The 14,222-nt window shown below is 33.4% G+C and carries 15 protein-coding genes; all 15 read left to right on the top strand.

Going from position 1 to position 14,222, the window contains the following annotated elements:
• Positions 1-329: 329 nt before the first annotated feature.
• The 15 genes from QTL86_RS13150 (at position 330) to QTL86_RS13080 (ending at position 14,006) form a co-directional block, all read left to right on the top strand.
• A complete protein-coding gene (locus QTL86_RS13150) occupies positions 330-770 on the top strand; it encodes a LytTR family DNA-binding domain-containing protein (protein WP_410495077.1) in 441 nt (146 codons plus the stop codon).
• A complete protein-coding gene (locus QTL86_RS13145) occupies positions 770-1,255 on the top strand; it encodes a hypothetical protein (RefSeq protein ID WP_013655946.1) in 486 nt (161 codons plus the stop codon). The genes QTL86_RS13150 and QTL86_RS13145 overlap by 1 nt, the downstream gene beginning before the upstream one ends.
• Positions 1,245-2,090, top strand: coding sequence for an ABC transporter ATP-binding protein (locus QTL86_RS13140; protein WP_127065841.1), 846 nt, complete (start codon positions 1,245-1,247; stop codon positions 2,088-2,090). The genes QTL86_RS13145 and QTL86_RS13140 overlap by 11 nt, the downstream gene beginning before the upstream one ends.
• Positions 2,087-2,791, top strand: coding sequence for an ABC transporter permease (locus QTL86_RS13135; protein WP_410495076.1), 705 nt, complete (start codon positions 2,087-2,089; stop codon positions 2,789-2,791). The genes QTL86_RS13140 and QTL86_RS13135 overlap by 4 nt, the downstream gene beginning before the upstream one ends.
• A 408-nt stretch (positions 2,792-3,199) precedes the next feature.
• Positions 3,200-4,327, top strand: a complete 1,128-nt coding sequence (locus QTL86_RS13130) for an ABC transporter substrate-binding protein (RefSeq protein WP_013655948.1) — start codon at positions 3,200-3,202, stop codon at positions 4,325-4,327.
• A gap of 206 nt (positions 4,328-4,533) precedes the next feature.
• The gene (locus QTL86_RS13125; RefSeq protein WP_013655949.1) at positions 4,534-5,409 is read left to right on the top strand and encodes a branched-chain amino acid ABC transporter permease; all 876 of its coding nucleotides are present in this window, start codon (positions 4,534-4,536) and stop codon (positions 5,407-5,409) included.
• A 9-nt stretch (positions 5,410-5,418) separates the two neighbouring features.
• Positions 5,419-6,405, top strand: a complete 987-nt coding sequence (locus QTL86_RS13120; RefSeq protein WP_127065843.1) for a branched-chain amino acid ABC transporter permease — start codon at positions 5,419-5,421, stop codon at positions 6,403-6,405.
• The gene (locus QTL86_RS13115; RefSeq protein ID WP_410495075.1) at positions 6,386-7,144 is read left to right on the top strand and encodes an ABC transporter ATP-binding protein; all 759 of its coding nucleotides are present in this window, start codon (positions 6,386-6,388) and stop codon (positions 7,142-7,144) included. The genes QTL86_RS13120 and QTL86_RS13115 overlap by 20 nt, the downstream gene beginning before the upstream one ends.
• A 15-nt stretch (positions 7,145-7,159) precedes the next feature.
• Entirely contained in the window at positions 7,160-7,870 is a 711-nt protein-coding gene (locus QTL86_RS13110; protein WP_127065845.1) for an ABC transporter ATP-binding protein, read from the top strand.
• Positions 7,871-8,020: 150 nt separating this feature from the next.
• Positions 8,021-8,467: a MerR family transcriptional regulator gene (locus tag QTL86_RS13105; protein WP_410495074.1), complete on the top strand. Its 447-nt coding sequence runs from the start codon at positions 8,021-8,023 to the stop codon at positions 8,465-8,467.
• Between the two features lie 65 nt (positions 8,468-8,532).
• Complete coding sequence (locus QTL86_RS13100; protein ID WP_410495073.1) at positions 8,533-10,152, top strand: MutS-related protein; 1,620 nt, start codon at positions 8,533-8,535, stop codon at positions 10,150-10,152.
• Complete coding sequence (locus QTL86_RS13095) at positions 10,127-11,623, top strand: MutS-related protein (protein ID WP_410495072.1); 1,497 nt, start codon at positions 10,127-10,129, stop codon at positions 11,621-11,623. Before QTL86_RS13100 ends, QTL86_RS13095 begins: the two co-directional genes overlap by 26 nt.
• A 121-nt stretch (positions 11,624-11,744) precedes the next feature.
• Positions 11,745-12,158, top strand: a complete 414-nt coding sequence (locus QTL86_RS13090) for a hypothetical protein (protein ID WP_410495071.1) — start codon at positions 11,745-11,747, stop codon at positions 12,156-12,158.
• A 34-nt stretch (positions 12,159-12,192) separates the two neighbouring features.
• A complete protein-coding gene (locus tag QTL86_RS13085; protein ID WP_127065849.1) occupies positions 12,193-12,888 on the top strand; it encodes a flavodoxin family protein in 696 nt (231 codons plus the stop codon).
• A gap of 281 nt (positions 12,889-13,169) precedes the next feature.
• Complete coding sequence (locus QTL86_RS13080) at positions 13,170-14,006, top strand: S1 RNA-binding domain-containing protein (protein WP_127065850.1); 837 nt, start codon at positions 13,170-13,172, stop codon at positions 14,004-14,006.
• Positions 14,007-14,222: the final 216 nt, after the last annotated feature.

Genomic DNA, 14,222 nt, shown 5'->3' with positions numbered 1-14,222 from the left:
TAATGATTTTAAGTTTTATTGCTACTATAGCTATCTATGTAGTATTAAAGCGCTGCCCCGTTCTTAATACATTATTCGGAATGAAAAAAAGTCAACCGGTAAGGCTAGATTATGTAGTTGAAATAGGTTGACTGAAACGGTCATAAGTTAAAAAATAAATAAGAATACAACTAATAAGGTGGATATCGTAAGAACGGTATCCGCCTTATTAAATTGTATAAGCTACTTACCACTTAGGTATTATAAGTAGCAACTTAGAAATAATTAATTGAAAGAATATATAATTTTAAATATATTGGATATAAGGGGGAAGGTTAGGTGGAGAAACTGTGAAAATTCATATTGATACACAAATAGATCAAAATGAGATAGAGGTTATTATACGTTGTAAAGAAGCAAATGAAGAAGTAAAACGAATTCAAGATCTACTAGAGCTATTTAATAAGAAGCTAAAAGGTATAAAAGACCAACAAATCTATATTTTAGATGTTATTCAGATATTATACATTGACACTGTGGATAAGCATACTTTTTTATATACAGCTGGGGACATTTATGAAAGTAATTTAAAGCTCTATGAATTAGAAGAGCTGCTAGAAACTAGCAATTTTTTTAGAGCCGGCAAATCAATAATAATTAATTTCTCACATATTAAGCGTATTAAACCAGATCTTGGTGGACGTTTAGAGGTCACCATGAGTAATGAAGAGAAATTATATGTCTCTAGGCAATACGCCATTCATATAAAGGAAAGGTTAGGTAAAATATAATGAAGGAGAGAGTTGGTTTAATAAAGTTTTTTGACCAGATGGCAAGGTGTTTTATGGTTGCGCTTTTAATTATTGCTATTACTGGGGCGTGGGGTGGAGAAAAAGCACAATGGGCTTCTACTATTTTGGGAGCAAGAGGATTAAGTTATGGGGGGATATTTCAAGTTGCAATTCTTTCTTTTATTATGACGAGCATGCAACATGTATTTCTAACAGAATGTTGGATTAAAAAAATGAGCTATGCCAAAAGAATGATTTTATTTATGAGTACCATATTTATTGCAATAACAATTTTAGTAGCTTGGTGGGGATGGTTTCCGATAGATAGTGGCTTAGCGTGGATAGGGTTCATTGTGTCTTATATAGTCAGCTTATTAATCAGTATGTTTATTTTTAGTGTGATTTTTAAAAGCAGAGAAAAGGAATATGAAAGATTATTAACAGCGTATCAAAAAAAACAGGAGGTGGAAAGAAATGGTCATTAGCCTAGAACATATACAAAAGTGTTTTGGTGAAAAAATAGCTTTAAAAGATATTAACATACAAGTAAGTCAAGGCGAAATCTTGGGCTTATTAGGACCTTCTGGAGCAGGGAAGACAACTTTATTAAAAATAATAACAGGACAGTTAAAAGCTACTACAGGAAAGTCGGAAGTGTTAGGAATCTCAAGTGAGCAATTAACTGATAGAGAGTATAATCAAATGGGCATGGTACTAGATAATTGTGGTTTATATACTAGGTTAAGTGTTTATGATAATCTTTTATTGTTTGTTAGGCTCTATCATTTGCCTAAAGTCAGAATTGATGAGGTATTGGAACAAGTAGCTTTAAAAGATGCAAAGAAGATTTCTGTACAAAAACTTTCAAAGGGTATGTTACAACGCCTTGTATTAGCAAGGGCTATTTTAAATAAACCTAAGCTTCTTTTTTTAGATGAACCTACTAGCGGGCTAGATCCTACAACGGCTAAAACTATTCACGAACTCATCTTAAGTCTAAGAGATGAAGGGGCAACAGTATTTTTGACAACTCACAATATGGAGGAGGCAACAAAGCTTTGCGATCAAGTAGCTCTACTTTTTGAGGGGACCATCATAGAATATGGTACACCAAGAGAGATTTGTCTTAAACATAGTTTAGAAAATAAGATTGTTATTTTACAAAAGGATGGAGAAGTGGTGGAATTAGAGCATATTCCCTCAAGTGGAAAGGTGATTGCTAAATATTTTGAAGAAGAACAAGTTGCTACTATTCATTCCTCTGAACCGAACTTAGAAAAGGTTTTTATTAAATTAACAGGAAAGGAGCTAGCTCAGTGATTCAGTTAAATAAAGTAGGAGCCATTTTTATTAAGCAGATAAAAGATACACTTAAAGATACTCAGGTATTAGTTTTATATATTGTGTATCCGTTATTAGGGTTTATCATGGTAACAGCTATAGCACCACAGGTAGGTGAAGAAAATTTCTTTATAAAAATATTTGCGTCTATGCATATGGTATTTTTACCTATTGTAGCTACAGCTTCAGTAGTTGCAGAAGAAAAAGAGAAAAGTACTTTAAAAGTATTAATGCTAGCTAATGTAAAGCCAATAACTTATTTAATAGGTGTGGGAAGTTTTATTTTTTTAGGAACCCATTTAGGAACGTTGTGTTTCGCCATAATGGGAAAGTGGAGTGGTGGTAGTTTTGTAAGCTTTATAATGAACATGATGTTAGGAAGTATTTGTTCTATGCTTATTGGTTTTATAGTAGGGCTAGTAGCTAAAAATCAAATGGGGGCTACTGCTTTAACAGTACCACTAGGACTGGTGCTTTCTCTATTACCAATGCTATCGAGTTTTAATACAAGTATTGAAAAAATAGCTAAAATTACGTATAGCCAACAAATTAGTTATTTAATAAGTAAGCCGAGTTTAAGGATGTACACGTTAGAACAAGGTGCAATAATAGGCATTAATTTGTTACTAGTATTTATCATTTTTTTTAGTGTATATAGAAAGCAATTTAGAGAAGTGTAGAGAAAAAAGAAGGATAGATTAAAAGGAGCTGCAAATTAGAAGTTGCAAGCTCTTTTTTTGTAATATTAATAAAATCTTATAATGAATTAAAGTGACATAAGTCACTAAGAGCTTTAAAAAGGAAAAGATATATTAACACATTAAAATTGCAAAAATTAAAAAATAATCAAAGCATAATGCAGTAATTAAAAGGAATAAGGACAATCAATTTGTAAAAAATGTAAATCAAAAACATCGTTATTTTAAATATTCAGAATAAACTGTACGAGATTATAAATTGACAAATGTTATAAATGATAGTATATTTTTTATGTAAAATATTTTTTTGTATTTTCATTAACTTTGACGTAATGAATATATTGGTTAAAGATATGTCAAAAGTCAATTTAATCCAGGGGGGATAAGACGATGAAAAAGAGTTTTAAAGCAAGTTTAGCCATTTTAGCTGCTACTATGTGTGCTGCTAGTTTAGTAGGATGTGGTGACAAAGCTACATCTGGTGATGTTTATAAAATTGGAGGAATTGGACCTCTAACAGGAGATGCATCTTCTTATGGTATTTCTGTTAAGCAAGGATCACAAGTTGCTATTGATGAAATTAATGCAGCTGGTGGTGTTAATGGAAAAAAATTAGAACTTGTATTTGAAGATGATGTAAATGATGCAGAAAAAGCAGTTAGTGCATATAACAAAATTATGGACCAAGGCGTTACAGCACTTGTTGGTGCAGTTACATCAGGATGTTCAATTGCTGTATCTGATGAATCTGTAAAAGATGGCATTCTTCAGATCACACCAAGCGGTTCAGCTCAAGAATGTACAAAACAACCAAATAGTTTCAGAATTTGCTTTACAGACCCACTTCAAGGACAAACAATGGCTAAATACATAGCTGACAATGGTTATAAAAATGTAGCTATTATTTATGATGTAGCTAGTGATTATAGTAAGGGAATTAAAGAAGCATTTGTAGCTGAAGCAGGTAATGTAGGTTTAAATATTGCTGCTGAGGAATCATTTACATCAGGTGATATTGACTTTAAAACACAACTTACAAAAATTAAAGGAACTAATGCTGATTGTATCTTCCTTCCAATCTACTATGCAGAAGTAGCTGCTATTTCAGAACAAGCTACAACAGTAGGTGTTAGCTTACCATATTTTGGTGCTGATGGTTGGGATGGCGTAATTGATCAATTAGGTGGTGACACAACTAATATTAATGGAGCTATTTTCCTTACACCATTCGTTGCTACAGCTGACAAAGAAAATGTAAAATCTTTTGTAGCTGCTTACGAAAAAGCATATAATGCTACACCAGATCAATTTGCAGCAGATGGTTACGATGCAGTATATGCTATCAAAGCTGCTATTGAAGCCTGTGGTAGTGATGTGACAAATGAAAATCTAGTTGCTGCTATGACTAAAATTGAAGTTAAAGGTGTTACAGGCGATATGACTTTCACAGCTGAGGGTGAACCAAATAAATCAGCTTTGGTTGCTATGATCCAAGATGGACAATATGTTGCTAAATAATAGATATTAATCTATGTTTAAGGCTGCCCTTAAATAGCTTGCTTAAGACTAGTAGGAGAGCTATTTAGGGCAGCATTTTATTTAGTTAGCCACCTCTTATGCCCCCAGAGGCAATCTAAGAGATTGGATCTGGCTGCTTGTGGAGGTATTAGAGATGATTAGCTATGAAAGAGAGAAGATAAACGAATTAAAAAGGAGGAACAAACATGGGCTTTATTGAACAACTTATTAATGGACTTAATCTTGGAAGTATTTATGCACTTATTGCCCTTGGTTATACCATGGTTTATGGTATTGCGAAAATGTTGAACTTTGCACATGGAGACGTTATTATGGTCGGTGCTTATACATTGTCTTTAATTATGACAAGCCTTAATTTACCACCTACTGTAGCAGTAATAGCTAGCGTTGTGGTCTGTTCAGTACTTGGTGTAACTATTGAGAAAATTGCTTATAAACCTCTTAGAAAAGCATCACCCCTTACAGTGCTTATTACTGCTATTGGTGTAAGTTATTTCTTACAAAGCGTAGCTTTATTGCTTTTTGGATCTAAACAAAGAAAAGTAAATTCAGTTATTACTATTCAGCCTATACAAATAGCAGGCATTGAATTAACTGGTGAATCTATTGTTACTTTAGGGGTAACACTTATTATTATGATAGGTCTTACTTTATTTATAAATAAAACGAAAATTGGTAAAGCTATGTTAGCTGTTTCAGAAGATAAAGGAGCAGCTCAATTGATGGGGATTAATGTTAATCGTACCATTTCTATTACTTTTGCTATTGGTTCCGCACTAGCTGCAGTAGCTGGTGTGCTTTACGTGAGTTCTTATGGGTTTGTAGGCCCTTATACAGGTTCTCTTCCAGGAATTAAGGCTTTCGTAGCAGCTGTTCTTGGGGGAATAGGTAGTGTGCCTGGTGCTATGCTAGGAGGTATTTTATTAGGCATTATTGAGAGCTTATCAAAAGCATATATTTCCACTAATTTAGCTGATGCTATTGTGTTTAGTGTATTAATTATTGTTCTTCTAGTGAAACCAGCTGGTTTATTAGGTAAAATGAGAACGGATAAGGTATAGGTGACGACTATGAAAAAACTCATACATAAAAAGAATATCATAGCAATTGTTACTGCAATAGCAGTTTATGCTCTTGTTTTTATGCTTGTAGAGACAGGTTCTTTATCAAGACACTATCAAAGTTTATTAGTACCAATTGGAGTTAATATTATTTTAGCGGTCTCTCTTAACTTAACTGTTGGTTTTTTAGGAGAGCTAACCTTAGGTCATGCAGGTTTCATGTCGGTAGGTGCTTATGCTGGGTGTATGTTTACAATCTATGCTAATTTACCAACATATATTGAGCTACCTATTGCTCTTATTATTGGTGGTTTAGTAGCAGCAGTATTTGGATGTATTATCGGTATTCCTGCACTAAGATTAAAAGGAGATTATTTAGCAATAGTGACGCTGGCTTTTGGAGAAATTATTCGTTCTATTTTGATGAATATAGAGGTTACAGGTGGTGCAGGTGGTTTAAAAGGAATTGATAAGTCTGCAAACTATACCTTAGTATTTGTGATTATCGTCATTACAGTTATTATAATTTCTAACTTAGTTAATTCTAGAGCAGGTAGAGCTATTTGTTCTATTCGAGATAATATTATAGCAGCTGAGTCTGTAGGTATTAATGTAGTTTATCATAAGTTATTGGCTTTTGTTGTAGCTGCTTTCTTTGCAGGTGCGGCAGGCGTATTATATGGCCATAACCTAGGTATTTTAAAACCAGATACCTTTGACTTTAATAAATCTATTGAGATTTTAGTTATTGTAGTACTAGGCGGTATGGGCAGTATTAGAGGTTCTATTATTGCAGCTACTATTATTACTGTACTTCCGGAGGTACTTCGTGGTCTTGCGGATTATAGAATGCTTATTTATGCAGTCGTACTTATTGTTATGATGATTCTAAATGCATCTCCAAAGTTTGCTGAATTTAAAAAGAGCTTTTTCGCTAAATTAAAAGGTAAAAAAGCACAGAAAGGAGGAGCTGAAGATGGCGTTATTAGAGGTTAATAATTTAACCATTGTATTTGGTGGCCTTAGAGCAGTAGATGGACTTAATTTAAAAATTGAAAAAGGACAATTATATGGCTTAATAGGACCTAATGGTGCAGGGAAAACAACTGTATTTAATATGATTACAGGTGTTTATAAGCCAACTAGCGGCACCTTCTTATTAGATGGTGAAGATTTAACTGGTAAAGCTACTATAGAGATTAATCGCAAAGGAATTGCAAGAACTTTTCAAAATATCCGTTTGTTTAATAATATGTCAGTTCTTGATAATGTCAAAATTGGCTTGCATAATCAAAAGCATTATACTGTGGCAGAAGGAATGTTTCGTTTGCCTCGTTATTTTAAAGAAGAAAAAGAAATGAATGAGAAAGCTACAGAGCTTTTGGCTGTATTTGATTTAGATAAAGAAAAAGAGACGTTAGCATCTAATTTACCTTATGGTAAGCAAAGAAAATTAGAGATTGCTAGGGCATTAGCAACTAATCCAAAGCTTCTTCTCTTGGATGAACCAGCAGCGGGCATGAATCCTAATGAAACAGCAGAACTCATGGAGACTATTCGCTTTGTAAGAGATAAGTTTGAGATGACGATTTTACTTATTGAACATGATATGAAGCTTGTAGGGGGTATATGTGAAGAGATTACAGTGCTTAACTTTGGTAAAGAACTTGCCCATGGTGAAACCAGCAAGGTATTAAATGATCCACAAGTTATTACAGCCTACTTGGGAGAATAGAAAGGAGATAACCTTATGGCTATGTTAAAAGTAGAAAATCTAGAAGTATATTATGGCATGATTCAAGCAATCAAGGGAATCTCTTTTGAAGTTAATGAGGGTGAAGTTATTGCTTTAATTGGTGCCAATGGTGCGGGAAAAACCACTATTCTTCATACCGTTACAGGTTTAGTAGATGCCAGAGCAGGAAGTATAGAATTTGAAGGAAAAAACCTTCTTAAAACACCAGCACATCATATTGTAAGTATGGGAATGGCCCATGTACCAGAAGGTAGAAGAATTTTTCAAGAGCTGACAGTGCTTGAAAATTTAAAGTTAGGCGCATATACTCGTAAAGATAAGAAAGAAATGGAAGAAACACTTCGTATGATTTATACCAAGTTCCCAAGACTTGAAGAAAGAAAAGAACAAATTGCAGGGACTTTAAGTGGCGGTGAGCAACAAATGCTAGCAATGGGTAGAGCACTTATGTCACATCCTAAAATTATTTTAATGGACGAACCTTCTATGGGACTTTCTCCATTATATGTCTCCGAGATTTTTAAGATTATTGAGGAAATTAGTAGTAGCGGTACAACCGTTCTTCTTGTAGAGCAAAATGCTAAAAAAGCACTTTCTATTGCAGATAGAGCTTATGTTCTAGAAACAGGGAAGATTGTACTAGAAGGTAATGCAAAAGATCTAATTAATGATGATTCTATTAAGAAAGCGTATTTAGGTGAGTAAAAAGTAATTTAATAAGAAGCACTCAAATGTCTACTAGAATTAGGAACAATTTGAGTGCTTTTTATTGAATGAAAAGAGTTACTTGTAGGAAAAGTGGTAAAGCAAGAACACGAAGAATACAATGCAGTTAGCAAAAGGGGGGAGAGAAACATGCTTATAAAAATAAAAGATTTTGCAGCATTTTGTAATGTATCCGATAGAGCACTGCGTTTGTATGATAAGCTAGGGCTATTTCATCCAGCATACATAGATCCTAAAAATGGCTATCGTTACTATGATACTGAACAAATGTTAGAGTTAAATACCATTATTAGCTTTAAAAAGGTAGGTTTTTCATTGCAAGAAATTAAGGAAATGAAAGAAGCAGGTTTATTAAAGGAACAAGTCATTGAGAGATTATGTGATAAAAGAAGAGAGCAGCAACGAATTGTGGAAGTGGCCACATATAATATTGAAAATATTAATGCTATGCTAAAAGCATTAGGTATGTTAAAAGAACTAGCAGATGAACAAGCTGAAGCCACTAAGTTAGCACGCCTAGCTTGCTTAGAAAATGAAAAGCTAGAACATGATTTCTCACAAATTTTATGGCTTTAAAAAAGAAGGTTGACCTTACACATGCGTCATAGTTTATACTCCATCTAAAAAGGAGGGGATAAGCTATGACGTTTTTTAGTTTGCTATATGAATCAAAGGAACAAATGCTCAAGCTAAAAGAAAAGGCAAAACAGCACCCGAAGGGGTTATTATCTCAAAAAGATGAGCGCAAATACGAGTATATAGGTAATAAAATGGTAGCACTGCAGGAGAAAAAAGCATTTGAGGAAGTTCCTTTATTTTATAAAGACCTGAACCTTAATCAAATTACAGAAGACATATTTCCTATCAGAGATGATGAAGAGTATAGAAAATTATTTTTTGAAGTACCAAATGAATTATCCTTAATTATTTATAGGCAAGATATACTCAAAGATTTAGATAAGGATGCAGTTTTTGAAGGAGTTAACTATTTACTAGAACAATTGCAGCTAGTACAAAAGCTAATCGGATATAAGGAGGAGGTAACTCATGAAGTGCAAAGGATAGCCTATCAACTAGAAGCTATGATAGTTTACTATGAGGCAATAGTGAAGTTTATTAATCTAGTAGAATACCGTATAGCATCTAAAGGCCTTCAATTAGCCAGTGGATATATGAAAGCATTGATAAATACAGAACAAAACATATGGAAAGAGAGCGAAAACCTATATGAAAGGTTAAAAACTATTCACTATACTATGAAGGTATCACATAAAGAAGTAAGTATTACTATCACTTGTGAGGAAACAATGGATGATCGAGAGAAAGCAGATGATAATAATAGTAAGAAATTTTCTTTTTTTAACCAGATTACTTACAATAATATAGAGCAACAAATAGGAGATTATTTATTAGAACAATATTCAACATTATTTAATAAGTGTAAATTCTGGATAGAAAATCATAAAGATTTTTATGATTCGAAGATAGGACAATTACGAAAAGATTTATATTTCTATTTTCAAGTAATCCTTTATAAGAAAAGGTTAAAAGAGAGAGGTCTATTTGTAACTTACCCTATGGTTTCAAAAGAAGCATCATTAAAGCTAAGCGGTATGTATGATCTAGCGTTAGCAAGAAAATTAATGTCTCCTATAATTATTAAGAATAGTATAGAGCTAGGCCCAGAGGAATATGGGGCATGGATTACAGGTGCCAATCAAGGTGGAAAAACGACTTATCTTCGGAGTCTAGGGCAAAGTATTGTTTTGGCCCTGCAAGGACTATTTATACCAGCTAGTAAGGCACAGATACCGTTGTATCAAGGTATATGCACGCATTTTAGCACAGAAGAAAGTACTATGCTACAAAATAGCAAATTACAAGAAGAGTTAATGAGCATTAAAACATTGTTAGAAACTTCTGATGAAGGAAAATGGATGTACTTATTTAATGAGCTTTTTTCTTCAACTACTTCTGTAGATGCTTACGAGTTAAGTCAGCGTTTAATCAAGAGACTATTAAAACAAGGCCACCATACTTTTTGTGTAACTCATGTTCCAAGCTTGACGGATACTTGTCCACAAATGATAAGTCTAGTAGCAGAAGTCCTGGAAGATACGCTTCATACAAGAACATATACAATTGCAAGAAAGCCAGCCGGAGAGTTGGCTTATGCTTCAACAATAGCTAAGAAGTATGGTCTTACCAAAAAGGAGATAAAGGAGGCGATAGCTCATGGAAAAGCAGCTGAGAGTGAATAAAGAACAGTTAACATATGAAGAATTGTTGATAAGGGATTTGAATTTGGAGATTATCCTTGAAGCTATGGCGCAAAAGGATAGGTTTATTTATGAGATTTGTAAAAAACATCTATTAACCCCTTTAATGAAAGAAGATGAGATTAGCGCTAGACAACAGGTAAGGAAAGATTGTAAGCAGTATCCTAAACTTTTTAGATTAGTTTATGAGTATGTGTCAGAAGGTATTGAAGTGGCCAAGGAAGAAGAGGAATTTATAAAGCCTAAGTATAATCAAACTATCCGTAGTGAGAAAAGACTTATGACACAAAGTGAAATTCTAGAAAAAAAGGTAAGCTACCTCTATAAAGTGTGTGAATCTTTATGTCAATTAAAAGAAGTAGTTCATTCCTTTAAAATGCAAAGCTTATGTGAGGAGCTATTAAGTAAGTATTCCAATTCATTTTTTTATGAGGTAGAAGATTTGATAAAAATAGCTCGGAAAATCAAAGAAGGAGCCATTATTATATTAGCAGGGGAGATAGGAAGAGGAGGAAAGTATACAGAGGTAGAACTTGAATATATAGAATCGGAGAAAAAAGAGGTGAAAGGTCCAAAAAAGTATTTGATTGGAAAAAAGGCAAAAAGAGAAAAAGTGATTAGCTTAGATTATAGTGCTTTAGAAAATCAAGCAGAAGAAATCAGAGAAGCTGTTTTAATAGAATATATTCGAAGGTTTTCAAGTTTAAATAAAGAAATAGGCTACTTATTTGAGGCATTAAAAAGTGAATTTGCCTTTTATGTAGGTGCTTTTCAGTTAGAAGAAACACTTAGAGAGCAAGGTATATGCATATGTGAGCCTACTTTAAAGAAAGAGTGTGACAGGTTTATATTTAAAGAGCTTATAGACCCTGGGCTTAGCTTAAAGAAGAAGCAAAAGACGATAGGTAATAGCTTCATAGCTAATAACAAGCACCTTTGGTTAATTACAGGAGTTAACCAAGGTGGGAAAACTACTTTTTTACGAAGTATAGGAATAGCACAGCTTATGGCTCAATGTGGCTTATTTGTGACAGCCAATCAATATGAAAATAAGATTTTTACAGGGATATTTACGCATTTTACCGATTCGGAAGATGAAATGATGATAGTAGGCTTACTAGAACAAGAAATTAGAAAAATGAAATATCTTATTAGTATGATGAAGCCTAATAGTATGATACTGATGAATGAAACATTCAGTACTACTGCGGAAAAAGATGGTGCACAATTAGCAGAAGAAGTAATAGAGGCTCTAAAGGAGTCGAGCATAGATGTTTTTTATGTAACCCATCTATATTCATATGCACAAAAAATGAGTTTAAAAAGTGAAAAAGATATATTATGCTTAAGAGCCATGCGACAGGAGGATGGTACTAGAACTTATCATATTGAAGAAGGAGAGCCGCTTAAATCTAGTTATGCTACAGAGCTGTATTACAAAATAGTGGATTGATAGTACTGATTTTTTTAAAATGATTAAAATTTAATTAAAAATCTGTAAATCAACTTGATTTACAAACATTCATTAGTTAATATAATACTAACAAGTGTTAGTTAATGAAGGGGGAATAAAAATGGAGCTATATTTTGGAAACATAATAACAAGTATTTCTAGTTTATCAATAATAAGCATATGGATTTATATAGGTTATACTTATATAAAAAGAAATACAATAAAAACATGGGGGCGTAGGGTACTATGTATTGTCTTATGGGGGCTTTGGGTATGTATTTTGGTAGCAACTAGAGATGACTATCATTATTCAGTACGAGCTGCTATGGGGGAGAGTATAGAAGCAGGGATGTTTACGCTCCCTAGTATACAATCACGTTTATGTACCCTAGCAGGAGCGGTCATTGGTTTTGCAGCATTAAGTAGTTTATTTATAAGAAAGCAAGGGTATTGGAAGGTTATGTTTTTTATTTTATCTAGTACTATTATTTTTAAAACACTATTAATTGAAGCTTCAAGAATAATAATGCTCTAAAATAAGAGCCTAGCAGAGGCGAGGGGGAAAGGATATGAAAGTACTTATTATTTATGGGACGAATCGAAAAGGGTTTACTTATAAGTCAATGGAGGTATTTAAAAGAGAGCTAAAGCAGCTAGCAGAAAGATTAGAAGAAATAGAGTTTGAAGAAGTTTTTGTGCCAGAAGCCATGCCATATATATGCTCAGGATGTAAAACTTGTCTTATAAGGGGCATAGAGTATTGCCCACATAGTGCTAGCATGCTACCCGTCATAAAGCAAATGAGGGAAGCAGATGGTATTATTATAGCTTCCCCCACTTATGTATTCGATGTGACTGGAGGCTTAAAAAATGTATTAGATCACTTATTTACCCTGTGGCTTTCTCATCGACCTGAACCTATCTTTTTTAATAAGGTAGGTTTCTCCTTTGCAACAGCAGCAGGAGCAGGAATGAAAAATACACATCGAACCATTAGAAGTACATTTAAATATCTTGGATTTAGAAAAATATATTCTTTTAGTGTAAGAGAAGCACAATATGGACAGAATGTAGAAGGCATGAGAAAGAAAGCTAGAAAAAGAGCCAAAATCTTCTATAAAGCACTCGTTCACCAGAACTTAGGTAGCACTAATTTATTTAGGTATATAATGATGAAGCTTATGGCAAAGATGATTAATACTTATGATGAAAATGGTATCGTGGGATTAGATAAAAAGTATTGGAAAGAAAAGGGTTGGTTATAGCAATTTATAGTAGGATTTGTATAAATAGAAAAATTTTTTAAATACACCCCCTTTATTTTAAGTCAGAAATAAAGGGGTGTATTTTTTTATTACGATTTCTGTAGACCTGCTACTTTATCCAGGACAATAGTTCTCAATACAATTTAGTAAAGGAAGAAGATGAAGCACCTTGTGTTTTTAAGGAAATAGATAAAAATAAAGTGAGCTAGAAAGGTAGCACCTGAGTTAAGGACTGTGTTATGATGGAGGTCGATTAGTAGGAGTAAGCAAAGGAGAATGTAATGATAGAAATTGGAACGTTTCAGAGGTTGAAAGTAGTAAGAGAAGCCACGCAAGGCGTATACTTAAATGATTTAGAAAAAAGTGATAGAGATATTTTACTTCCTAGAGGGCAAAAACCAGAAACTTTGCAAATAGGGGATTTGATAGAAGTATTTGTGTATAGAGATTCAGAAGGCCGAAAGATTGCAACTCTTAAAAGGCCAAAGTTAATAATAGGAGAACTAGCACTATTAAAAGTGGTAAGTATTAATCGTATAGGTGCATTTTTAGAATGGGGATTAGAAAGAGATTTATTTTTACCGTTTAGTGAGCAAACAGAAAAAGTGAATAAAGGAAGCTCTTATTTAGTAGGTATGTATAGAGACAAAAGTGATAGACTCTGTGCCACTATGAGGGTTTATGAACTATTACAAGCGCATTCACCTTATAGGGAAAAAGACGAGGTGAGTGGAATCCTTTATAATATAAAAGAAGCTTTTGGTGCATTTATAGCTGTAGATAACAGGTATCATGGTTTAATACCTATTAAAGAGCTCTATGGAGATTATAAAGTAGGTGATTTATTAAACTTAAGAGTAAGTAAGGTTAGACCGGACGGTAAACTAGAACTTAGTATGAGAAAACCAGCGCATTTGCAAATGGAAGATGATGCAAAAAAGATTATGGAGATATTATATAAAGAAGAAGGGAAGTTAAAGCTTCATGATAAGAGCTCACCAGAGACGATTAAAGAGCAGCTAGGAATGAGTAAAGCCGGTTTTAAAAGAGCCATTGGTAGATTGATGAAAGAAGGTGTCATAGAAATTAAAGAAGATGGGATTTATCGAAACTGGTAAGTAAAGTGCACGAATGGTAAAGTATTTAAATAGGTACTTTAATAAAAAGGGAGAGTTGTTAAATTCTTTGCGAAAAATTAATTAGACAAAAGGGGATAAACTGTGATGTAATGATTAAAAAATGAGTAAAGAAGCCTGCTTTAAGGTGAGCTTTATTACCTTTTTGTAAAAGAGCTAGGAGGTTTAAAAAGGTCACATGATGATAAATAAAAAACC

This window comes from Cellulosilyticum sp. ST5 (assembly GCF_046529625.1).
Taxonomy (GTDB): domain Bacteria; phylum Bacillota; class Clostridia; order Lachnospirales; family Cellulosilyticaceae; genus Cellulosilyticum; species Cellulosilyticum lentocellum.
The sequence above is the reverse complement of the archived record's forward strand: the minus strand, read 5'-3'. Positions and strand labels throughout refer to the sequence as shown.